The 22,641-nt window shown below is 70.3% G+C and carries 14 protein-coding genes and 2 pseudogenes; 9 read left to right on the top strand and 7 right to left on the bottom strand.

Features of this window, described 5'->3' with window-relative positions:
* Nucleotides 1-845 precede the first annotated feature (845 nt).
* From Aco03nite_RS52690 to Aco03nite_RS05890, 4 genes and pseudogenes are all read right to left on the bottom strand, one after another.
* A pseudogene (locus Aco03nite_RS52690) lies at nucleotides 846-1,091 on the bottom strand (DUF3140 domain-containing protein); the annotation flags it as partial.
* A gap of 180 nt (nucleotides 1,092-1,271) precedes the next feature.
* Nucleotides 1,272-1,352, bottom strand: a pseudogene (locus Aco03nite_RS55120) (DUF3140 domain-containing protein); the annotation flags it as partial.
* Nucleotides 1,345-1,563, bottom strand: coding sequence for a hypervirulence associated TUDOR domain-containing protein (locus Aco03nite_RS05895; RefSeq protein ID WP_203793714.1), 219 nt, complete (start codon nucleotides 1,561-1,563; stop codon nucleotides 1,345-1,347). The pseudogene Aco03nite_RS55120 and the gene Aco03nite_RS05895, both read right to left, overlap by 8 nt.
* 229 nt (nucleotides 1,564-1,792) lie before the next feature.
* On the bottom strand, nucleotides 1,793-2,623 hold the full coding sequence (locus Aco03nite_RS05890) for a class I SAM-dependent methyltransferase (RefSeq protein ID WP_239144940.1): 831 nt from the start codon (nucleotides 2,621-2,623) through the stop codon (nucleotides 1,793-1,795).
* Nucleotides 2,624-2,945: 322 nt separating this feature from the next.
* Between Aco03nite_RS05890 and rpsA the strand changes: the two genes are divergently transcribed.
* The 5 genes from rpsA (at nucleotide 2,946) to Aco03nite_RS05865 (ending at nucleotide 10,145) form a co-directional block, all read left to right on the top strand.
* Complete coding sequence (rpsA, locus tag Aco03nite_RS05885) at nucleotides 2,946-4,457, top strand: 30S ribosomal protein S1 (protein ID WP_203793713.1); 1,512 nt, start codon at nucleotides 2,946-2,948, stop codon at nucleotides 4,455-4,457.
* A gap of 194 nt (nucleotides 4,458-4,651) precedes the next feature.
* The gene (coaE, locus tag Aco03nite_RS05880) at nucleotides 4,652-5,848 is read left to right on the top strand and encodes a dephospho-CoA kinase (RefSeq protein ID WP_203793712.1); all 1,197 of its coding nucleotides are present in this window, start codon (nucleotides 4,652-4,654) and stop codon (nucleotides 5,846-5,848) included.
* Nucleotides 5,849-6,251: 403 nt separating this feature from the next.
* Entirely contained in the window at nucleotides 6,252-8,369 is a 2,118-nt protein-coding gene (gene uvrB, locus Aco03nite_RS05875) for an excinuclease ABC subunit UvrB (protein ID WP_203793711.1), read from the top strand.
* Between the two features lie 163 nt (nucleotides 8,370-8,532).
* Nucleotides 8,533-9,417 (top strand): GNAT family N-acetyltransferase, encoded by an 885-nt coding sequence (locus tag Aco03nite_RS53995; protein WP_203793710.1) that lies wholly within the window; start codon nucleotides 8,533-8,535, stop codon nucleotides 9,415-9,417.
* On the top strand, nucleotides 9,321-10,145 hold the full coding sequence (locus Aco03nite_RS05865) for a VOC family protein (RefSeq protein ID WP_373872571.1): 825 nt from the start codon (nucleotides 9,321-9,323) through the stop codon (nucleotides 10,143-10,145). Before Aco03nite_RS53995 ends, Aco03nite_RS05865 begins: the two co-directional genes overlap by 97 nt.
* Nucleotides 10,146-10,208: 63 nt before the next feature.
* Here the strand turns inward: Aco03nite_RS05865 and Aco03nite_RS05860 are convergent, their stop codons facing one another.
* Nucleotides 10,209-10,499 carry an antibiotic biosynthesis monooxygenase family protein gene (locus Aco03nite_RS05860; RefSeq protein ID WP_203793730.1) on the bottom strand — a complete coding sequence of 97 codons (291 nt, stop codon included), beginning with the start codon at nucleotides 10,497-10,499 and terminating at the stop codon, nucleotides 10,209-10,211.
* Nucleotides 10,500-11,007: 508 nt separating this feature from the next.
* Here Aco03nite_RS05860 and Aco03nite_RS05855 point away from each other — a divergent pair.
* Nucleotides 11,008-11,958 (top strand): TerC family protein, encoded by a 951-nt coding sequence (locus Aco03nite_RS05855; protein WP_373872575.1) that lies wholly within the window; start codon nucleotides 11,008-11,010, stop codon nucleotides 11,956-11,958.
* A 1,640-nt stretch (nucleotides 11,959-13,598) separates the two neighbouring features.
* Here Aco03nite_RS05855 and typA read toward each other — a convergent pair.
* Nucleotides 13,599-15,461: a translational GTPase TypA gene (gene typA / locus Aco03nite_RS05850; RefSeq protein ID WP_203793707.1), complete on the bottom strand. Its 1,863-nt coding sequence runs from the start codon at nucleotides 15,459-15,461 to the stop codon at nucleotides 13,599-13,601.
* 261 nt (nucleotides 15,462-15,722) lie between these two features.
* Here typA and Aco03nite_RS05845 point away from each other — a divergent pair, with 261 nt between their 5' ends.
* Nucleotides 15,723-16,148, top strand: a complete 426-nt coding sequence (locus tag Aco03nite_RS05845; RefSeq protein ID WP_045741284.1) for an uL11 family ribosomal protein — start codon at nucleotides 15,723-15,725, stop codon at nucleotides 16,146-16,148.
* 30 nt (nucleotides 16,149-16,178) lie between these two features.
* On the opposite strand, the gene Aco03nite_RS05840 is transcribed toward Aco03nite_RS05845, so the two are convergent.
* Entirely contained in the window at nucleotides 16,179-16,796 is a 618-nt protein-coding gene (locus tag Aco03nite_RS05840; RefSeq protein ID WP_203793706.1) for an ATP-dependent Clp protease proteolytic subunit, read from the bottom strand.
* 188 nt (nucleotides 16,797-16,984) lie between these two features.
* On the opposite strand from Aco03nite_RS05840, the gene Aco03nite_RS05835 reads away from it, so the two are divergent.
* Nucleotides 16,985-17,713 carry a GntR family transcriptional regulator gene (locus Aco03nite_RS05835; RefSeq protein WP_203793705.1) on the top strand — a complete coding sequence of 243 codons (729 nt, stop codon included), beginning with the start codon at nucleotides 16,985-16,987 and terminating at the stop codon, nucleotides 17,711-17,713.
* 127 nt (nucleotides 17,714-17,840) lie between these two features.
* A complete protein-coding gene (locus Aco03nite_RS05830) occupies nucleotides 17,841-22,610 on the top strand; it encodes a GAF domain-containing sensor histidine kinase (protein WP_203793733.1) in 4,770 nt (1,589 codons plus the stop codon).
* Nucleotides 22,611-22,641 lie beyond the last annotated feature (31 nt).

Raw genomic sequence — 22,641 nt, 5'->3', positions numbered from 1 at the left:
CCAGTCCCCGGTCCAGACCCAGTCCCCGGTCCAGGTCCAGTCCCCGGTCCAGACCCAGTCCCCGGTCCAGGTCCAGTCCCCGGCCCAGACCCCGGCTTTGGCCCAGGCCCCGACTCCGGTCTGAGCCCAGGCCCAGGCTTCGACTTCGGCCCAAGCTCCGGTCCAGGCTCCGGCTCCGGTGAACGTCAGGCTCTGGTTTGACGTAACTGCCCGGCGTTGACTCCGGGACGGGAGATTCCCGGTCTGTGAATCCGCGGTCGGAGACGGCCCTCGGCCGCCGATTGTGCGGTCGACTGGCACCGTGCGCTTTGGCCGGGGCCCAACCGGCACGGCGGACCCTTGCTCGGGCGAGCGTGCACGGGTGCGCGGGGGCGGAGCGGATGGGCGAGCGGGCGGCGGCCCCTCATCCGGACGGGTGGGCGCGAGCGGGCGAGTGGGCGGGTGGGCGGGAGTGGGTGCGTGCGCGGATGGGCGAGCGGACGGTGGTCCCTCGTCCGGACGGGTGGGCGCGAGCGGGCGGAGACGCAAGTGGGCGGGAGCGGGCGCGGACGGGCGAGCGCGCGGCGGTCCCTCGTCCGGACGGATGGGCGTGAACGGGCGAGCAGGCGGAGGGCGGCTAGGCGAAGGGGCGAGTGGGCGAAGGGTGAGCGGGTGGGCAGTCCCTCGTCCGGACGGGTGGGCGTGAACGGGCGAGCAGGCGGAGGGGCGACCGGGCGAAGGGGCGACCGGGCGAAGGGGCAACCGGGCGAAGGGGCAACCGGGCGAAGGGGCAACCGGGCGGGTCTGGTGGCCGTGAGTGGGCGGGCGGGTCTGATGGGCGTGAGTGGGCCGGGTGCTCTGGGCGGTCAGTTCTTCAAGGGGTCGTGGCCCCAGTTCATCAAGGAGTGGCGCCAGCGGGTGTCGGTGATGTCGCCGGATGGGCGCTGGGCCATGTGGCGGTGTACGTAACCGACGACCTTCTGCATGTGCTTCTCGTCGGCTTCGGTGAGATCGGTCTTCTTCTTGCCGAGAATGGTGACGATCTTGCGGCCGGAGGCGTGGCCGGTCGACTCCGGGCCGGTTCCGCCCTTCTGCCCCGCCTCTTGACTGTCCTTCCCCGCCTTCTGGTCGCTCTTCTGCTCGGTGCCCTGCCCGGCCTTCTGCCCCGTCTTCTGGTCGCTTTTCTGCTCGGCCCCCTGCCGGCCCCTCTGCTCCGCCTTTTCGCCGGCCTTCTGATCGGCGGCGTTCTTCCGGCCGTTCTCCTTCTTCTGGCCGGCGGCCTTGGAGTCGGAGGTGTCCAGCCAGCGCCGCAGTTCGGTGGCGGTCATGTTCACAGCCTGGTGGAAATCGCCGTACACCCCGGTGTCAGTCATGTCGCAGCGCCGTCGGCTTGTGGACCGCCTCATTGCCGGTTTTGTCGCTCTTGACCTGGTACTGCGGCTCCTCTGAGGACGCCGCCACGGTTCGTCCGGCCGCCGTGGTCCGTTTGGTGATCTTTCGCTGGACGGTGCCGTGAACGGTCTCGCCGTGGCTCCGCCAGCTGACCTTCTCGCCCTTTTCGAGGCTTTCGTTAGTTTTTGCCATAGGCCTCGGATACCCGCCGGCCCGGCCAGGAAACAGAGCGGCCGCAAGAGAAGGCGGGAGGAGGGTCGCAAGAGCGACGGAGGGGAACGGCAGGAGGGGCGGGAGGGGTGTGAAGGGGAACGGCGGGAGAAGTGGAGAGGGGAGGTGGAGGGGAAGCGGCAGGAGACGCGGAGGGGAAGCGGCAGGAGACGCGGAGAAGGGGGCGGCGGGAGGGCGGCAGAAAAGGGCGTCAGCGCTTGGGCAGGTCACAGACGAAGATGGCGGTCCCCGGGAACAGCCGCCCCCGCAGTGGGCTCCACTGGCCCCAGATCTGCTCGTGCCCCTTCGGCCATTCCGGCTCGATCAGGTCGCGGAGCACAAACCCGGCACCCACCAACTCGCGCACCCGGTCGCCCAGGGTGCGGTGTTGTTCCAGGTAGGTGACGGTGCCGGAGTCATCGCGTTCCACGTACGGCGTACGGTCGAAATAGGAATTGCGGGCCAGTAGGCCGCTCTCGTCCGGCTCGTCCCAGAAGATCCAGCGCATCGGGTGTGTGACCGAGAAGACCCAGCTGCCGCCGGGGCGCAGCACCCGGGCGACCTCGCGCATCGCCGCCGCCGAGTCGGCGACGAAGGGGATCGCGCCGAAGGCGGTGCACACGATGTCGAAGCTGGCGTCGGCGAACGGCAGGACCATCCCGTCGGCCTGCACCAACGGCACCCGCACCCCGCTGCGCCCGGCCGCGTCGGCGGCGTGCCGCAGCATGCCGGCCGACAGATCCAGGGCGACCGGGTGAGCTCCCTCACGTCGCAGCCAGCGGCTGGCGGCGGCGGCGCCGGCCCCCAGTTCCAGGATCCTTTTCCCGCGTACGTCCCCCAGCAGCCGTGCGTCGGCCTCGCGCAGCCGCTCGGGGCACCAGACGAAGTCGACGTCGCCGAGGAAGGCGCCGTGCTCGTCCTGATAATCGTCGGCGTCGAGGTCCCACCAGGCCCGGTTCGCCCGGCGGGCCTCGGTCTCGGTGACGCGCGGCACGGCGCTGTCGCCCGGCGAAGGGGCATCGGACGAGTGGGACGAGGTCACCCGGCAACGGTACGGCAGGCGTGTCGGCCGTCCGTATTCGGCCCATAAGGGGCATGATGGCGGGTTCTCGACCGACAATGTGCCGCTGTAGTCGGGAGGGCTTGCAACCTGTGGTAATGCGCACGGTAAGCTAGTCGATGCGCTCGCGGAACGTGTACCTCGGCAGGGAGCAGGTTCCGTGGTCGCCGGTCCCGGCATGATCGACTGCTTTGATGAGACCGCCCTCCGGGTGGTCGTGTGGCTCGCTCGTGTCGTTTCCGGCGGCAGTTCCGTGGAGTGCGCGCGACACCACTAATCCCATCCGTTCGGAGCAACTGTCCACATGACGAGCAGCATCGAGGCCACCTCGAGCGCCAACCGGGTCACGATCGACGATCTCGGTTCCGAGGAAGCATTCCTCGCAGCCATCGACGAGACCATCAAGTACTTCAACGACGGCGACATTGTCGAAGGCACCGTCGTCAAGGTCGATCGGGACGAGGTCCTGCTCGACATCGGCTACAAGACCGAGGGCGTCATCCCCTCGCGCGAGTTGTCGATCAAGCATGACGTGGACCCCGCGGAAGTGGTGTCGGTCGGTGACCACATCGAAGCCCTCGTCCTCACCAAGGAGGACAAGGAAGGTCGCCTGATCCTCTCGAAGAAGCGTGCGCAGTACGAGCGCGCGTGGGGCACCATCGAGAAGATCAAGGAAGACGACGGCGTCGTTCGCGGCTCCGTCATCGAGGTCGTCAAGGGTGGCCTCATCCTCGACATCGGTCTCCGTGGCTTCCTGCCGGCTTCGCTGGTGGAGATGCGTCGTGTCCGCGACCTGCAGCCGTACGTCGGCCGCGAGCTCGAGGCGAAGATCATCGAGCTGGACAAGAACCGCAACAACGTGGTTCTGTCCCGCCGCGCCTGGCTCGAGCAGACGCAGTCCGAGGTTCGCACCGAGTTCCTCAACAAGCTGCAGAAGGGCCAGGTCCGCAAGGGCGTCGTGTCCTCCATCGTCAACTTCGGTGCCTTCGTTGACCTGGGTGGCGTGGACGGCCTCGTGCACGTCTCCGAGCTCTCCTGGAAGCACATCGACCACCCCTCCGAGGTCGTCGAGGTCGGCCAGGAGGTCGAGGTCGAGGTGCTCGACGTCGACCTGGACCGCGAGCGCGTCTCGCTGTCGCTGAAGGCGACCCAGGAAGACCCGTGGCGTCAGTTCGCCCGGACCCACGCGATCAACCAGATCGTGCCGGGCAAGGTCACCAAGCTGGTTCCGTTCGGCGCGTTCGTCCGCGTCGACGACGGCATCGAGGGCCTGGTGCACATCTCCGAGCTGGCCGAGCGTCACGTCGAGCTGCCCGAGCAGGTCGTCCAGGTCGGTTCGGACGTCCTCGTCAAGGTCATCGACATCGACCTCGAGCGTCGCCGGATCTCGCTGTCGCTCAAGCAGGCCAACGAGAACTTCGTCGAGGGCGAGGAGCACTTCGACCCGACGCTGTACGGCATGGCCGCCACGTACGACAACGAGGGCAACTACATTTACCCGGAGGGCTTCGACCCCGAGACGGGTGAGTGGCTCGAGGGCTTCGACAAGCAGCGCGAGACGTGGGAGAAGCAGTACGCCGACGCCCGCGAGCGCTGGGAGGCCCACACCAAGCAGGTTCAGGCGTCCCGCGAGGCCGACGCCGAGGCCGCGCTCAACCCGGCTCCGGTCGGCGGCGTGACCTCGTCCTCGTCGTCCTCTTCCTCCTCCACGAGCTCGTCGACCTCGACGCGTTCCGCCGAGGAGCCGGTCGGCACCCTGGCCACCGACGAGGCTCTCGCCGCTCTGCGCGAGAAGCTGGCCGGCGGCAAGAGCTGATCCAGCGGTGAGCCTGGGGAGCAGGCGCCGAGCCGACGGAGGGCCCGCCGACGGCAGCGACTGATCCCCGCGGTAAGCGGTAGGTAGTACCACCGGAAGGCCGTCCCGACACCTGTCGGGGCGGCCTTTCGCCATGGTTGAAGACGTCACCTCCCGGGCACCGGCGGGCCACCCGCACCGGGATACTTGACCCCATGCTGAGAGTCGGGCTGACGGGCGGAATCGGTGCGGGCAAGAGCGCGGTCGCGAAGCGTCTCGCCGAGCGCGGTGCGGTGATCATCGACTCCGATCTGCTGTCTCGCGAGGTGGTCGAGCCGGGCACCGGCGGGCTGGCCGAGATCGTCGCGGCGTTCGGCGACGGCGTGCTGACCGCGGAGGGCGCGCTGGACCGGCCGGCGCTGGGGGCGCGAGTCTTCGGTGACACGGCCGCGCGACGTCGTCTGGAGAAGATCATTCATCCGCGGGTACGGGCCCGGGCGGTCGCCCTGACCCACGCGGCCGCCCCGGACGCGATCGTGGTGAACGATGTTCCGCTGCTGGTGGAGACGGGGCTCGCTCCCTCGTACCAGCTGGTGATCGTGGTGATGGCGGACCGCGCCGTGCGGCTGGAACGTCTCACCCGGATCCGTGGTCTGTCCGAGGCCGAGGCGAACGCCCGCATCGACGCGCAGGCCGACGACCAGCAGCGACGTGCCGCCGGGGACGTGCTCCTGGCGAACGGGGACGATCTGGACGCCCTGCACGCGCGGGTGGACGAGCTGTGGCGGGACCGGCTGGTGGAATTCGAGCGGAATCTGCGGTCCGGGCGGTCCGTCAGGAAAAGCCCGGAGTTGCGCATCGTGCAGCCCGATCCGGGGTGGCCGTGCACGGCGGACCGGCTGATCGCCCGGATCCGGCACGCCCTGGACGGCCACGCCGGTGATCACGTCGGCGTGCACCACATCGGATCGACGGCGGTGCCCGGGCTGCCGGCCAAGGACATCATCGACCTGATGATCGGGGTGCGGACCCTGGAGGAGGCGGACGCGCTGGCCGGTCCGCTCGGCGCCGCCGGGTTCCCGCAACGGCCCGGGACCTGGTCGGATCACGCGCACGGAATTCCCGGCGGGACCTGGCCGAAGCGGCTGCACGGCTGCGCCGACCCGGGGTACCGGGTCAATCTGCACGTCCGGGTCACCGGTTCGCCGGGCTGGCGGTTCGCGCTGCTGATGCGCGACCACCTGCGGGCGGTGCCGGAGGCGCGGGACTCCTACGCGGCGGCCAAGGCACGGTTGGCCCTCGACCATCAGGACCGGTTGGGGTACGCGGACGCGAAGGAGCCGTGGTTCGAGGCGGAGGCGATCGCGGCCGACGACTGGGCGATCGCGACGGGGTGGCAGCCGGAGCGCTAGGCCACGGGCCACGGGCACCTGTTCCCGCTGGGGACGGGCCGCGGGCGCTCTTCCCACCCGGGGCCACGGGCGCTCTTCCCACCCGTACCGGAGAGGCGGGGTGTGGCTCTTGATCGGGGTTCGGAGGTCCTCGCGGCGGCCGGATCACGTCGTGCGTGACCCACCGAGGGTGCTCTCGCCAGGGCGTCCGGGAGCGCATCGACCACGGTGCGGGCGGAACTCTCGGCCCGGCGCCGGCGGCCGCCGCGGGCAGCCTCCACGCCAAGGCTAAGCGGCCCCCGCGGGACCGGCAACGCACTGATTGTGCACCCTCAGCACGCCGGATCACGCCGGGATCCACCCGGCACCGGGCCGCCCGCGGGCCGGGCCGAAACTTGTCGTACCCCCGACGTACGGTGGTGGCATGGCGCTCGACATCCCACGACTCGACGGCCGGTTCGAGGTCGTCAGCGACTACAAACCGGCAGGTGACCAGCCCGCCGCGATCGACGAGCTGGAGCGGCGGGTCCGCCACGGCGACCGCAACACCGTGCTGCTCGGCGCGACCGGCACCGGCAAGAGCGCCACCACGGCCTGGCTCATCGAGCGGCTGCAACGGCCGGCGCTGGTGCTGGCTCCCAACAAGACACTGTGCGCGCAGCTCGCCAAGGAGTTCCGGGAGCTGCTGCCCAACAACGCCGTCGAATATTTCGTCAGTTACTACGACTATTACCAGCCAGAGGCCTACATCGCGCAGACCGACACCTACATCGAGAAGGACTCGTCGGTCAACGAGGAGGTCGAGCGGCTGCGGCACTCGGCCACCATGTCCCTGCTGACCCGGCGCGACACGATCGTGGTCGCCACCGTCAGCGCGATCTACGGTCTCGGCACCCCGCAGGAATATGTGGATCGCGCCGTCCGGGTCAAGGTCGGCGAGGACGTCAACCGCGACAAGCTGCTCCGCCGTCTGGTCGACATCCAGTACGCGCGGAACGACATGTCCTTCCAGCGCGGCACGTTCCGGGTGCGCGGCGACACCCTGGAGATCATCCCGGCGTACGAAGAGCTCGCGATCCGCATCGAGCTGTTCGGCGACGAGGTGGAGAAGCTCTACTACCTGCACCCGCTCACCGGCGAGGTGGTCCGCGAGGTCGACGAGCTGATCATCTTCCCGGCGACGCACTACGGCGCGGGCCCGGAGCGGATGGAACGGGCGATCAACGACATCGAGGCCGAGCTGGCCGAGCGGCTCGCCGAGTTCGAGCGCCAGGGCAAGCTCCTCGAGGCCCAGCGTCTGCGGATGCGGACCACCTACGACATCGAGATGATGCGCCAGGTCGGCTTCTGCAACGGCATCGAGAACTACTCGATGCACATGGACGGGCGGACCTTCGGCGAGCCGGCGTACACGCTGCTCGACTACTTCCCCGACGACTTCGTCACCGTCATCGACGAGTCGCACGTCAGCATCCCGCAGATCGGCGGGATGTATGAGGGGGACGCCTCCCGCAAACGGATCCTGATCGAGCACGGGTTCCGGCTGCCCAGCGCCGCCGACAACCGGCCGCTGCGGTTCGACGAGTTCCTGGAGCGCGTCGGGCAGATGGTCTTCCTCTCCGCCACCCCGGGAAACTGGGAGATGGAGCAGGCCCAGGGCGAGTTCGTCGAGCAGGTCATCCGGCCCACCGGGCTGGTCGACCCGCAGGTCGTCGTCAAACCCACCAAGGGCCAGATCGACGACCTGATGCACGAGATCCAGCTGCGCACCGATCGCGACGAGCGGGTCCTGGTCACCACGCTAACCAAGAAGATGGCCGAGGACCTCACCGACTATCTCCTGGAGAACGGGATCCGGGTTCGCTACCTGCACTCCGAGGTGGACACCCTGCGCCGGGTCGAGCTGCTCAAGGAGCTGCGTAAGGGCGACTACGACGTCCTCGTCGGCATCAACCTGCTCCGGGAGGGCCTCGACCTTCCCGAGGTGTCGCTGGTCGCGATCCTCGACGCCGACAAGGAGGGGTTCCTGCGCAGTGGACGATCGCTGATCCAGACCATCGGGCGTGCCGCCCGTAACGTGTCCGGCGAGGTCCACATGTACGCGGACAAGATCACGCCCTCGATGCGGAACGCCATCGACGAGACCGATCGCCGGCGGGCCAAGCAGATCGCTCACAACGAGGCCCACGGGATCCAGCCGCAGGCTCTGCGTAAGAAGATCCACGACATTCTCGACGACATCTACAAGGAGGCCGAGGACACCGACGAGGCCGTTTCCGGGGCGCTCGTCGGTGGGGCGGGGCGGCAGATGTCCCGGGGGAAGGCTCCGGTTCCGGAGACCCGGTCCCGCGGGAAGGCCGCTGCTGTTCCGGCTCGTGCGGGGATGGCCCGGGCTGAGCTTGCTCAGTTGATTCAGGACCTCAGTGAGCAGATGCTGGGGGCTGCCCGGGATCTTCAGTTCGAGCTTGCCGCCCGGATTCGGGATGAGGTTTCCGAGCTCAAGAAGGAGCTTCGGGGGATGGACGCGGCTGGGGTCAAGTAGTTCTCTCCGGGGTTCGCCGGAGGGACGGTTTTCGGGCGGGCATGGCTCACTCCGGGCGGTCAGGCTTGATCCCTCCGTGAACCATGCCCGCCCGAAAACCTTTTGTTCGAACGTGCGGTGATAACCGTTCGCCTGCTCGGAGCGGTCTCCCTAGGGTTGCGGCATGACCTCCTCTGGCTTTCCTGCTGTCGAGCCCTGGGCCTCGCCTTCTGAAGACGCGGTTGTTCGACTGGTTCGGCGGTGTCTTTCGGCTGATGGTGGGCTTCCGCTGGCTGCTGAGCCCTGGTTTGTGCGTAGCCGGTGGCTTCGGGATGACGGGCGGGCCTTTGTCGTGCGGGACGGGGATCAGGTTGTCGCGGCGGCTGCTGTTCGGCCTGGGCGCGACGGGGCCTCGGTTGTCGGGCTGGTGGATCCGGGGTTTCGGGAGCGGGGGATCGGGGGGCGGCTTCTGGATACGGCTCTTGCGGCTGCCCGGGATCTTGGTGGGGGCGTGACTCTGGAGAGTGAAGGGGTCTCGGACGGGGTTCTGGGTCTGTTCGCCGGCCGTGGGTTCCGGCAGGTCTTTGCTGAGGACGTCATGAGCTTCGACCTTGCCGCCGCGGACTTCTCCAGTGAGTCGGGGCTGCCGGAGAGGGCCTCCGTCGTGGAGTGGGGGCCGGACGTGGCTGAGCGGTTTCATGCCGTTTATGTGGACTCGTTTCGGGAACGTCCTGGGTTTCCGGATCCCTCGGCTGAGGAGTGGATCTCGGAGACTGTGGAGGAGGACGACTTCCGGGAGGACTGGTCTCTGCTGGTCTCCCTGCCTGGGGTAGGGGACGCCGGGTTTGTCACCGCCACTGAGGGGTGGATCGTGCAGGTCGGGGTGGTGCCCTCGGCTCGGGGGCGGGGAGTGGGGGCCGCTCTGATCCGGGAGTCGTTGCGGCGGGCCTCGGCCTCCGGGATGCGTGAGTCGTGGCTCTGCGTCAACGTCGACAATCCGGCCTCGGAGCTCTATCGGCGGATCGGGTTCCGGGATCGTGGGCGGCGGGGGCGGTTTCAGGAGGTGTGAGCGTGATTCGCTGGGTCAGCGCGTGTATCGATCGGCCGGTGGGTGAGCTGGGGGTGGCCGCCGAGTTCTGGAGTGCGGTCACCGGGTGTGGGATCCGGGCCGAGAACGTGGCCGGGTTCGTCGGGCTCACCAGCTCGGACTCGGATGAGTGGCTGGAGATCCAAGGGGTCCACTCCGGGAGTGGCGGGGTGCACCTGGATCTGTCCGTTGATGACGTGCGGGTGTTCTCGGAGCGGGCCGTGGCCGCCGGTGCCTCGGTTGTCGCTGACCACGGGGTGTGGCGGGTTCTCGCTTCGCCGGCGGGGCTGCTGTTCTGTGTGGCGCCCTGGAAAGGGGAATCCCGGCGGCCTCGGCCCTTCCGTGACCCCGCTGGTGGGGTCAGCCGGGTGCATCAGGTGTGCCTCGACGTTCCGCCGTCACGGTTCGATGCCGAGGTGGACTTCTGGGCCTCGATCACCGGGTGGGAGCGGGACGTCAGTGGGCTGCCGGTGTTCTCCCGGCTCTGGCCGGTGGTGCCGGTGCCCGTCCGGGTTCTCTTCCAACGGCTCGGGGAGGAGCGGGCGGCTTCGGCGCATCTGGACGTGGCGTCCGCCGACCGGCCTGCTACCCGGGGTTGGCACGAGACTCTGGGGGCTGTCTTCGTGGGGGAGTGGCCGGCCTGGACGACGATGCGTGATCCGGCCGGGGGCGTCTACTGCCTCACCCGAGGTGATCCCACTGTCGAATGAATCGGGGCTGCGCCTGATCCGTCGTACGGCGGCAATCGGGGGTTGATCTTCGGGGTTCCGGCTTCAGTGGATGTCGGTGAAGTATTCGGCCATGGGGGGCTGGGCGAGTGCGCCGCCGATCAGGGCGCGCCACTGGGCCAGGCGGTCGGTGCGGCGGAAATTGTGCTCGTGGGCCTCGATGCTGTCCCACTCGGTCATCAGGACGAACCTGGTGGGGGCCTCCACGCCGCGCCGCAAGCGGATCGACCGGCAGCCGGGGGCCTCGGCGACCACGGGGCGGGCCACCTCGTAGGCGTTCACGAACTCGTGCTCGCGGCCGGGGAGAACGTCGATCAGCGTGACTTCGAGAACCATGTCGGCCAGCGTCGCATACGTGTCCAAATCGGCAGCGTACTAGGACGCCCGACGGGGACGTGCACACTCTGAACAAAGGGGAAATCCGCCTGCCGGCGCGTACGCTGAGTATGAGCGGCGGCTCCACGGGTGACGTCCGGCCCTGACCGGGCGGAAACGGCGTAGGTCGATACCGGCCGGATGGGCGGTTTGGCCGCGAGCCGTACCACTCCTTGGTCTCCCGGTGTGCCGTTCGCGCCGAGTATGCGTAACAATGGCGCTGTGGGAGGGGAGTATTCCCCCGCATCGGCCTCGTCAGCACGGAACACCTCACGGTGGGCCCGGGACCGGTGGTCGCGGACGTCGCGTTGCGGACGTCACCGCGGCGGAAGAGACCTCCGACAGTCGCACGTCGCTGTTCTCAGCCGATCATGGGTGGGCGCAGCGACGACTCGTGTCTGCCGGAGGTCCTGTTTTGATCGTTTCACCCTGGGTGTGGGCTGCCACTCTCGTCGCGCTCATCGTGGTCATGGCCGTCGATCTGCTCATCATCGGCCGCCGCCCGCACGAACCCAGCATGAAAGAGGCCGGCGGATGGGTCACCTTCTACGTCGGGCTCGCCGTGCTCTTCGGCATCGGGCTCTGGTTCACCGCGGGCGGGCAGGCCGCCGGTGAGTTCTACACCGGCTGGCTCACCGAGTACTCGCTGAGCGTCGACAACCTGTTCGTCTTCGTGATCATCATGGCCCGCTTCGCGGTGCCGAGACATCTTCAGCAGAAGGTGCTGCTGATCGGCATCGTGCTCGCGCTCGTCATGCGCGGCGCGTTCATCGCCGCCGGCGCCGCGCTGATCTCCCAGTTCTCCTGGGTCTTCTACATCTTCGGCGCGTTCCTCGTCTACACGGCGTTCACGCTGGTCAAGGGCGAAGACGAGTCCGACGAGTTCAAGGAGAACATCCTGATCCGGTGGGCGAAGCGGGCGCTGCCGCTCTCCTCGTCCTTCGGCGACGGCCGGTTCAGCACCGTCTCCGACACCGGCAAGCGCCTGTTCACCCCGATGCTCATCGTGATGATCGCGATCGGCACCACGGACCTGATCTTCGCGCTCGACTCGATCCCGGCGATCTTCGGCATCACCAAGGAGCCGTACCTGGTCTTCACCGCGAACGTCTTCGCGCTGATGGGCCTGCGCCAGCTGTTCTTCCTGCTCGGCGGACTGCTCGAACGCCTCGTCTACCTCAACATCGGCCTGGCCGTGGTGCTCGCCTTCATCGGTGTGAAGCTGGTCCTGGAGGCCCTGCACACCAACAACATCTCCTTCATCAACGGCGGCGAAGGCTTCCACTGGGCACCGGAGATCCCGATCTGGCTCTCCCTCCTGGTGATCCTCGGCACGCTGGCGGTAGCCACAGTAGCCAGCCTGATCAAAACCTCCCGAGACCGAAAAAGGGACCTGGTAGTCACCACCCCGCCAAACTAACCAAAACCCCGCGAAAGGCCCGGACGGCAGCAGCCGCCCGGGCCTTTCGCCGTCCCACCCCACCCCCACCAGCCAGACCAGACCAGCCAGACCAGACCAGCAAGGCGAGGACGAGGACGAGGACGAGGACGACAGCCGGGCAGCCGATAGCGGGCCGAGGCGGAGCGCCCCGGACTCGCCAGCGCTGGCAATCCGGCCCCCGGCGGGCGAGTGATGCCCGGCGATCCCGTCGCGGCGAGCGGGCGAGCCCGCGGTGACCAGGCGAGGCGAGATCCCATCAGCCAGCCAGAAGCCACGAGAGGACAACGGCGACGGGCCGGGAGCGACGGCGAACGACGGCGGCCAAGAGGGCCAGCGAGCGCCGTGCGAGGCGGGAAAGAGGAGGCGGGGCGGCCGGGAGGTTGGCGGGCGTCGGGCGAGGCGAGAGGGGGGAGGTGGGCGGCCTGACGGCGGCCGGGAGGGTTGGCGGGCGCCGGGCGAGGCGGGAAAGGGGAGGTGGGCGGCCGGGCGGTGGGGGCCGGGCGGCGGCCGCTCACGGTCGTGGCCCTGATCCGCCGTCGCAGCCTGGAGCGCTGCCGGGCCGAGCTGATCGGAAGCGGTCACACGATCACGGTGGTGGCCGCGCGCTGGGCCGGGAGGGTTGGTGGGCGCCGGCTGGACGAGAAGGGGGAGACGGGCGGCCGGGCGGCGGCCCGAAGGGTTGGCGGGCGCCGGGCGAAGCGAGAGAGGGAAGGTCGGGCGACGGCTGACGGCGGGCAAGAGGGTTGGCGGACGCCGGGCGAAGTGAAAAAGGTGGGGCGGGCGACAACGGCCGGGAAGGTCGGCGAGCGCCCAGCGAGAGAAGGAGAAGCGGCGGGCGGTCGATACCGGCGAGGCGAGGAAAGCCGCCGGTCAACGTCGGGCGGGAAGACTGGCGAACGCCCAGCGAAGGAAGGGGGCGAACGGTGAATAAGGCAGGAGCGAAGGCGAAGGAGGAAGAGAAGGCGAAGGAGAAGAAAGGGAGGGAGAAGAAGGAGAAGGGCCGGGAGGCGAAAGAAAGACGGATGCGGTGTGAGCAGGGGTGAGCTGGCCGGTCCGGGCTGGGCGCATTGCGGGCGTTGCTGGGCACATCGCGGATCTGCAGGGCGCATTGCGGGGCCGCGGCTGGGCGCATGCGGGCCACTGGAGACGGCGGTGGCCGTGTCGGGCGGGGCTACGGAGACGGTGGCGGCGGCTGCTGTGAAGGCGCGACTAACGGAGACGGTGGCGGCTGTTGTGGAGGCGGGGCTACCAGGGGGCGGGGCTGCTGGGGGCGACGGTGGTCGCTGTGGAGGTGGGGCTTTCGGTGGAGACAGGGCCTACCTGCTTTGGTAAGTGAGATCACCGCCCACCCCAGCCGACGCTGCCACGGGACGACCTGAACAGGCGGACGGGCCACGAGCGCTGCCCCCGACGTACCAGAAAAATAAATGAACCTCAAGAAAAAGGCCGACCCGAACCACGAATGGTTGAACTCAAGGTTTTGGGCGGGCGTGGGTCACGGAGGGATCAAGCCTGACCGCCCGGAGTGACCCACGCCCGCCCAAAACCGTCCCCACAACAACCGAGAGACAAAAATTCGGCCCGCCCCAAAGAAAGGGACGGGCCGAACAGAGAAAAACCTACTGGTGCTTACGCCGAGCAGCAGCCCGGCCACGAGCGTTCTGGTCCAGGACGACCTTCCGGATGCGGACCGCAGCCGGCGTGACCTCCACGCACTCGTCCTCGCGGCAGAACTCCAGCGACTGCTCGAGCGACAGCTTCCGCGGCGGGATCACCTTTTCGGTGTTGTCCGCGCTGGCGGCGCGCATGTTGGTGAGCTTCTTCTCCTTGGTGATGTTGACGTCCATGTCGTCGTCACGGGAGTTCTCGCCGATGATCATGCCTTCGTAGACCTCGGTGGCGGGCTCGACGAAGAGCTGGCCGCGCTCCTGGATGTTGATCATCGCGAAGGCGGTGACGGCCCCGGCCCGGTCGGCGACGAGCGAACCGTTCTGGCGGGTGCGCAGCTCGCCGACCCACGGCTCGTAGGCCTCGAACAGGTGGTGCATGATGCCGGTGCCGCGGGTCTCGGTGAGGAACTCGGTGCGGAAACCGATCAGGCCACGGGCCGGGACGAGCCACTCCATGCGGAGCCAGCCGGTGCCGTGGTTGATCAGCTCTTCCATCCGGCCCTTGCGGGTGGAGAGGAGCTGGGTGATGGCGCCCATGTACTCGTCGGGGGCGTCGATGGTGAGACGCTCGACCGGCTCGTGCACCTTGCCGTCGATGGTTTTGGTGACGACCTGCGGCTTGCCGACGGTCAGCTCGTAGTTCTCCCGGCGCATCTGCTCGACCAGGATGGCCAGGGCCAGCTCGCCACGACCCTGGACCTCCCAGGCGTCGGGACGGTCGGTGTTCAGCACGCGGAGCGACACGTTGCCGATGAGCTCCTTGTCGAGGCGGTCCTTGACCATGCGCGCGGTGACCTTGGCGCCCTTGACCTTGCCGACCATCGGCGACGTGTTGGTGCCGATGACCATGCTGATGGCGGGCTCGTCGACCTGGATCAGGGGGAGCGGAACCGGGTTCTCCGCGTCGGCGAGGGTCTCACCGATCATGATGTCGGCGATGCCGGCGAGGGCGATGATGTCGCCGGGGCCGGCGCTCTCGGCGGGCTTGCGCTCCAGGCCCTCGGTGATCAGCAGCTCGGAGATGCGCACGTTGCTGATGGTGCCGTCGGTCTTGCACCAGGCCACGGTCTGGCCCTTGCGGATGGTGCCCTCGTGCACGCGGCAGAGCGCGAGACGGCCGAGGAACGGCGAGGCGTCGAGGTTGACCACGTGCGCCTGGAGCGGGGCGCCCTCGGTGTACTTCGGCGCCGGGATGGTGCTGAGGATGGTGCTGAACAGCGACTCCAGGTCGGTGCTGTCCTCGGGGACGGTGCCGTCCTTGGGCTGGGTCAGCGAGGCGATGCCGTCACGGGCACACGCGTAGACGATCGGGAACTCGATCTGGTGCTCGTCGGCGTCGAGGTCGAGGAACAGCTCGTAGGTCTCGTCGACGACCTCTTTGATGCGGGCGTCGGGCCGGTCCACCTTGTTGATGATCAGGATGATCGGCAGCTTGGCGGCGAGGGCCTTGCGGAGCACGAAGCGGGTCTGCGGGAGCGGGCCCTCGGACGCGTCGACGAGCAGGGCGACACCGTCGACCATGGTGAGGCCGCGCTCGACCTCACCGCCGAAGTCGGCGTGGCCGGGGGTGTCGATGATGTTGATGGTGACCGGGTCGCCCTCGGCGGGCTGGTAGCTGATCGCCGTGTTCTTGGCGAGGATGGTGATGCCCTTTTCCCGCTCCAGGTCCATGGAGTCCATGACGCGGTCGGCCATCTCGCCACGCGCGTGGGACTGGCTGCCCTGGCGCAGCATGGCGTCGACCAGGGTGGTTTTGCCATGGTCGACGTGAGCGATGATGGCGACGTTGCGTAGGTCGGTGCGGGTCTGCATGGCGTCTATTGTTCCCGGCGAAGGTTGCGGAATGTGACACGGGGTCAAGACCCGAGAGTTAAGTCCTTCTGTCCCTTTTGCGCTGCGAGCCGCCCCACCGAAGGGCCGCAGGTCAGGCGGGATACACTGTTGTTTGCGCCCGAGACCGTGATTTGGAGCCCGCCCCGGCGGTCCAGTACTGTCTCGGGGTTAGTCGTGTGTCGTTGAAGCTGGCGAGCTGCGAGTTCGGCCCGTGCAGCTCACCCTAAGGAGCCCTACTCAATGCCGCCCAAGAAAAAGACTCATGAGGTAACCCTCGCGCTTGAGGCGGGTAACGCCGCGATGGTCGACCTCGGTAAGATGCTCGGCCCGACCGGTGCCAACATGCGCGCCGTCAAGGTCGAGTACGACGAGGCCACGTCGAAGAACCGGGGCGAGATCATCCCGGTCATCGTCTCGGTCTACGAGGACCGCAGCCACACGCTGGCCTACAAGACGCCGCCGACCAGCTTCCTCATCCGGAAGTCCCTGGGCATCCAGTCCGGCGCGGCCAACCCGCTCACCACGACCGTCGGGACGCTGTCGGCGACCCAGGTCAAGGAGATCGCGGAGCGCAAGCTGCCCGACCTCAACGCGAACGACCTCGACGCCGCGATCAAGATCGTGGCCGGCACCGCGCGCTCCATGGGCGTGAAGGTCGCCAGCTGAATTAGCACTTGAGAACGGGCCCCGGTGATCTCACCGGGGCCCGTTCTTTTTCGGCACCACGACCTCGTCGATCAGTCCGTATTCGACGGCCTCGGTCGCGCTCAGGCTGCGCCCGGTGGACAGGTCGTCCTCGATCCGGCTGCGGGGTTTCCCGGTGAGCTCGGCCAGCCGGAGCACCACTTCCTCGAGCTCCCGCAGGTGCTGCCCGGCCGCGGCGGCCACCTCGTCGGCGGTGCCGGTCACCCCGGCGGTGCGGGGCTCGGACAGTTTGAACCGGGCGTGCCGGTACGCCGCGCGCTCGCCGGCGGCCGCGAGCACGGCCAGGGCGGCGCCGCCGGCCTCCGCGGTGACCAGGGCGTGCACCGGGGCGGCGAGCGCGTCGAGCACGTCGACCACCGACAGGGCGGCGCTCAGGTCCCCGCCGGAGCTGGACACGTGCAGGTGGATGGCCTCCGGGCCGGCCGAGTCGAGGGTGAGCAGGGCGGCCACGATGCCGGACGCGGTCTCGGCGTTGAGCTGGCCGCGCAGCATGACGATGCGCTGGTCGAACAGGCGCTCCTCCAGCCAGCCGGGGAAACCGGGGGTGAGGCCGGGCGGGTGCGGCGGCTGCCATTCCGGCGGGTGGTTCGGCTGGGGGAACAGGGGCACGGCGACCTCCCGGCTGAGCGCACTGTGGATTCCAGACTATCCGCGCGGAGGGGCGCCGCCAGCCGGAAAGACATGCGGCGCGGGCGGAGAAGAGCCCGGAAGGACATGCGGGCGCGGGCGGAGAAGAGCCGGGAAAGACGCGAGCCGTGTGAAACGTGCCGATAACCGCGGAGGGCTAGGGTCCGGGCATGTCCGGACCCCGGCGCCGCTCGGCCCTGCTCGCCCGGCTGGCCGACCGGCCGGCCGGTGGCGAGCCCGGGGGTCTGCGGAGCGCGATCGTGGACGAGTTGCGGGCGGTGATCCTGCACGGTCAGGTGCCGCCCGGGTCGGCGATTCCGGTGGACGCGGTGGCGGCGGTGTTCGGGGTGAGCCGGATCCCGGTCCGGGAGGCGTTGATGACCCTGATCGGGGAGGGCCTGGTCGACCATCGGGCCAACGGCGGCTACCGGGTGGCGATGATGACGGCCCGCGAGTTCGGCGAGATCTACCTGGTCCGGGAGGCGCTGGAGACGGCCGCGTTGCGGGCGGCGGTGGCCGGTGCGACCGAGGCCGACGACCGGACGGCGCGGGCCGCCCTGCGGGCGCTGGACCAGGCGATCGAGGCCGGCGACGGGGGTGCCGCATATCACCGGGAGAGCCGCCGGTTCCATCTGGCGCTGATCACCCCGTGCCGGATGCGGCGGCTGCTGAACATGCTGGAGTCGGCCTGGAACATGACCGAGCCGTTGCGCCCGATGTCCCATCTGACCGGTTCTGATCGGGAGTTGCTGCACGCCGACCATGCCGGGATGCTCGCCGCGTTCCTGCGCCGGGACGAGGAGGCGCTGGCCGGGGTGTGTGCCGCTCATCACGGCCGGCTGCAGCGGTTCGTCTCGGTGCTGCCGCGCGACATCGGCCTGTTCGCGGAGGAGGACTGAAAAACAGGAAGGACCAGGATTGCTGCGGTACGCCTACAAAGGCGCCGAAAACAAGCAAAATCGGGTAGTGCTCTACCGCAGCGAGAGAACGCAGGTCTTTCGCCGGACCGCGCCCGACGGCCGGAGCGTGATCCACAAACGGGCCACCGGCCCCGGCGCGACCCACCGCACCGGACACGAGCAGGCGGTACTGCGCGGGCTGGCCGGGATCCGGGGTGTGCCCCGGCTGGCCGACGACCGCTCCCGCCGGGTGCTGATCCTGGCGGACGACGACGCCCGGGCCCTGGACGGGGCCCCGTTAGCCGTACCGCAGCTGTGGGATCTGGCAGTTGATCTGGCCTGGACCCTGGCCGCCGTGCACCGCGCCGGGGTGATCCACCGCGACATCACCCCGGCCAACGTCCTGCTGACCGGCGACGGCACCCCGCTGCTGATCGATTTCGACCTGGCGCTGCGCGGGCCGGACCGTGGCGCGCCGAGTGACGGCCCGATCGGCACGCTGGGTTTCCTGGCGCCGGAGCAGACCGGCCGGATCGGGACGGCGGTGGACTCCCGCGCCGACCTGTACGGCCTGGGCGCCACCCTGTACGCGCTGGCCACCGGCGTCCCGCCGATCGCCGGGACGGACACCCTGGCCCTGGTCCGGGACACCCTGGTCCGGCCGCCGGTCCCGCCGGAGCGGTGCCGGGCCGGGCTGCCGTCCCGGTTCGCCGCGATCGTCATGCGGCTGCTGGAGAAGGATCCGGCCCGTCGTTACCAGAGCGCCGAGGGGCTGGCCCACGACCTGGCCCGCGGCCGGGACGATCCGGACGGGCGCGGGCCGCTCGGCGACCGGGACTTCCCGGCCTTCCTGGTGCCGCCGGCCCACCCGGTCGGCCGGGACACCGAGATCGGCCCGCTCACCGAAGCTCTGGACCGGTCGCTGCGCGGCGGCGGCCCGGCGCTGCTGGTCACCGGGCCGCCGGGGATCGGCAAGAGCACGCTGCTGCGGACCCTGCGCCCGCTGGTCACCGCCCGCGGCGGCTGGTTCGCGCCGGGCCGGTTCGACCGGTTCCGCACCGGCACCGGCACCGGCGGCATCACCCGGGCGCTGCGGGCGCTGGTCCAGGCGGCGCTGGCCGAGCCGGAGCCGGAGATCGCCGAGGACCGCCGCCGGCTCGCCGCCGAGCTGGGCGGCGACACCGAGGTGGTGCACGCCGCGATCCCGGAGATGGCCGGCCTGCTCGGGCTCCCGGACCGGCCGGTGGCGGCGGATCCGCTGTCCGACCAGGACCGGGACCGGGCCGGGGCGGCCGCCGTCGCGGTGCTGCGGGGGTTCGCCGCCCGGCACCGGATCGTGCTGGTCCTGGACGACCTGCAGTGGGCCGGCGACGGGTCGCTGCGGGTGCTGGAGGCGATCCTGAACGCCGGGCCGATCCCCGGCCTGTTGATCACCGGGACCTACCGGGACGCGGAACCGGAGCTGCGGGCGCTGATCGAACGCGGACAGCGGGCCGGCCGGATCGCGCCGGAGATCCGGCTCGGCGGACTCGGCCCGGACGGTGCGGCCGCGCTGGTCGGTGCGGTGCTGCGACTGCGCCCGCCGGCCGCGGCCGGGCTCGCCGAAGCGGTCCGGGACGGTGCCGGCGGCAGCCCGTACACGATGGTGGAACTGCTCAACGGTCTGCGGTCGGAGCGGCTGCTGAGCCTGTCGGCGGAGGGCTGGCGGTGGGAGCCGGAGGCGGTCCGGTCCTTCGTCGCGGCCCACCAGGTTCCCCGATTGCTGTCGGTACGCGTGGAGCAGCTGCCCGCCCCGGCCCGTCACCACCTGGCCGCCCTGTCCGGTCTCGGCGGTGACGTCGCCACCGGGCTGCTGGCCGCCGCGACCGGGACCGCCGAACCGGCGCTGACCCGCGACCTGACCCCGGCCGCCGACGGGGGACTGATTCTGATCACCGGCGGGACCGTCCGGTTCCGCCTCGACCTGGTGCACCAGACGGCCCGGGAGCTGTGGACCGCGGCCGAACGCGAGCAGACCCACCTCGACATGGCCCGCCGTCTGGCCGGCCGGCCCGGGTACGAGCAGGAGGCGGCCGAGCAGTACCTGGCGGCGGCCGATCTGGTCACCGATCCGGCCGAGCGGCGGGCCGCGGCGGTGCTGCTGCACGCGGCCGGCCGGCGCACCGCCCGGCTCACCAATCACGGGGTGGCCGCCGAACTGTTCGACGCGGCGGCCCGGCTGGTGGCGGATCCGGATCCGCTGTCCGACGTGATCGCCGCGGACCGGCACGCCACCCTCTACTGCCTGGGCCGGCTGGACGAGGCCGACCGGATCCACCAGGACCTGGCCGCCCGGCCCGCGGACCTGCTCGTCCTGGCCGGGGCCGCCGCGGTCCAGGTGAACCTGCTGGCCCAGCGCGGCGACTCGCGGTCCTCGTGGGAGCTCGGCCTGGACATGCTGCGCCGGTTCGGTGTCGAACCGCCTGACGATCTGGCGTCGTACGTGCGCGCCGAGACGGCCGGCCTGCGCGATCGGCTCGACGACCTGGACCTGGCCGGCGAGACCACCGACCCCCGGGTGCTGGCGGCCGGGCGGCTGCTGAACCGGCTGCTGGTGCCCGCCTACCGGCTCGGGCCGCTGCACCACGCCTGGGTGGTGCTGCAGGCGTACCGGCTGTGGCAGCGGGAAGGGGTCTGCCCGCCGGTGATCGGCGCCGCCGGAGCGGTGATCTGCACCACCATCGACCAGCTCGACGACTACCGCACCGGTTACCGGCTGAGCCGGTACGTGGCCGAGACCGGCCGGGCGCACGGCTACCGGGCCGAGACCGCGGTCGCCCGGTACATGTACCTCTACCTGGCCGCGCACTGGTTCGAACCGCTGGAGGAGATCGCCGACGCCGGCCCGCAGGCCCGCGACGACCTGCTCGCCGCCGGGGACGGCCTGGTCGCCGGGCTGAGCAGCGTCCGGCAGGCGGCCGCGTTGTTCGACACCGCGGACTCGCTGGAGACGGTCGCCGAGGAGATCACCGCCGCCCTGGCCGCCGCCGAGCACACCGGCAACCGGACCGCCGCGCTCAGCCTGATCGGCTACCGCGACCTGGTCCGCGGCCTGCGTGAACCCGAGCCGGAACCGGAGCCGCCGGAACCGGAGGGACTGCACACCTACCCGCCGGCGCTGGCCGGGCACCACGTCAACCGGGCGCTCGCCGCCCTGCTCCGCGACGATCCGGCGGCCCTGGACGAGCACTCCGCCGCGGCTATGCGGCACCACGGCGCGATCCGCGGGTTCTACGTCTCCGCGCTGGCCCGGCTGGTCCGCTGCCTGAGCCTGACCGCCCGGCTGCGGGACGGCGACCACACCGTCACCGGCGAACTCGGCGAACTCCGGGACTGGCTCGCCGCCCGGGCCGGTGACGCGCCCCGCAACTTCCGGCCGCTGCTGCACCTGGTCGACGCCGAACGGTCCTGGGCACGCGGCGACCCGGACACCGCGGCCCGGCACTTCGACGCCGGCCTGGACGAGGTGACCGGCCGGCCCTGGCACCGGGCGCTGCTGGCCGAACGGGCCGCGCGGTTCCACCTGGAACGCGGGATGGCGCACACCGGGCACCGGCTGCTGATCGAGGCCCGGGACACGTACCGGGACTGGGGCGCGGGCGGGCCGCTGTCCCGGCTGGAGACCGGCCACCCGTTCCTGCGGGCCACCGCCGGGGAGTCCGGCAGCGGCGCCGGCGCGGACCGGATCGACCTGGTGGCGATCCTGCGGGCGACCCGGGCGCTCAGCTCGGCGACCTCGCTGTCCGGGCTGGAGGACCAGGTCGGCGACGTGCTCAGCGCGATGACCGGGGCCACCCACGTGCGCCTGGTGCTGCCGAACCACACCGGCGCCGGTACGGACCGGCTGGCGTCGGCCGTCCGGTACGTGCTGCGCACCGGCAAACCGCTGCTGGTGGCCGACGCGACCCGGGACGCCCGGTTCGCCGGGGAGCCGTACCTGGCCGGGCTGGGCACCTGCGCGCTGCTGGCGGTGCCGATCCCGAGCCGGGACGCCGGCGGCGCGGTGCTGCTGCTGGAGAACCACCGGCAGGACGGGGTGTTCGCCACCGACCGGCTGGAAGCGGTCCGGCTGATCGCCGGGCAGCTCGCGGTCTCCCTGGACAACGCCCTGCTCTACGACTCGCTGGAGGACACCGTCCGGGTCCGGACCGCGGACCTGGCCGACCGGCACCGTGAGCTGGAGGCCGCCAACCAGCTCAAGGCCGACCTGATCGGCATGCTCGGCCACGAGATCAACAACCCGCTGGCGATGATGCTCGGCAACCTCGACCTGGCCCTGGCCGAGGACGACCTGCCCGGCGGCACCCGGCAGATCGTCGGCAAGGTGCACCGGACCACCCAGCGGCTGGCGGTCATCGTCCAGGAGGTCCTCGACCTGGTCAGCCTGGACGCCGGGCGGCTGATGGCGGCGCCGGTCCCGGTGCGGGTCGCCGAGCACGTCGACGCCGCGCTAGTGGCCACCGCCACCGGCCGGGTGCCGGTGGTCTGCCCGCCGGATCTGGAGGCGATGGTGCAGCCCGGTCACCTCGACCAGATCCTCACCAACCTGATCAGCAACGCGGCCAAGTACGGCGGCGGGGTCACCGCGATCGTCGCCCGGCGCCGGGGCCCGGACGTCACCGTCGAGGTCCGCGACGAGGGGCCGGGTGTGCCGCCGGAGTTCCGGGACCGGCTCTTCGACCGGTTCGCCCGGGCCGAGTCCACCGCCGGGACGGTGACCGGCACCGGGCTGGGCCTCTACATCGTCCGGGAGTTGGCGCGGGCCAACGGCGGCGACGTCGACCATCACCCGGGGGAGAACGGCGGATCGACGTTCGTGCTCCGGATGCGGTCGGTACCACCGGATCCACCGGGGTGATGAGGCGGCCGGCGTTTTGTCCGCGCGGTGC

Source organism: Actinoplanes couchii, from assembly GCF_016862075.1.
Lineage (GTDB): Bacteria > Actinomycetota > Actinomycetes > Mycobacteriales > Micromonosporaceae > Actinoplanes > Actinoplanes couchii.
The sequence above is the reverse complement of the archived record's forward strand: the minus strand, read 5'-3'. Positions and strand labels throughout refer to the sequence as shown.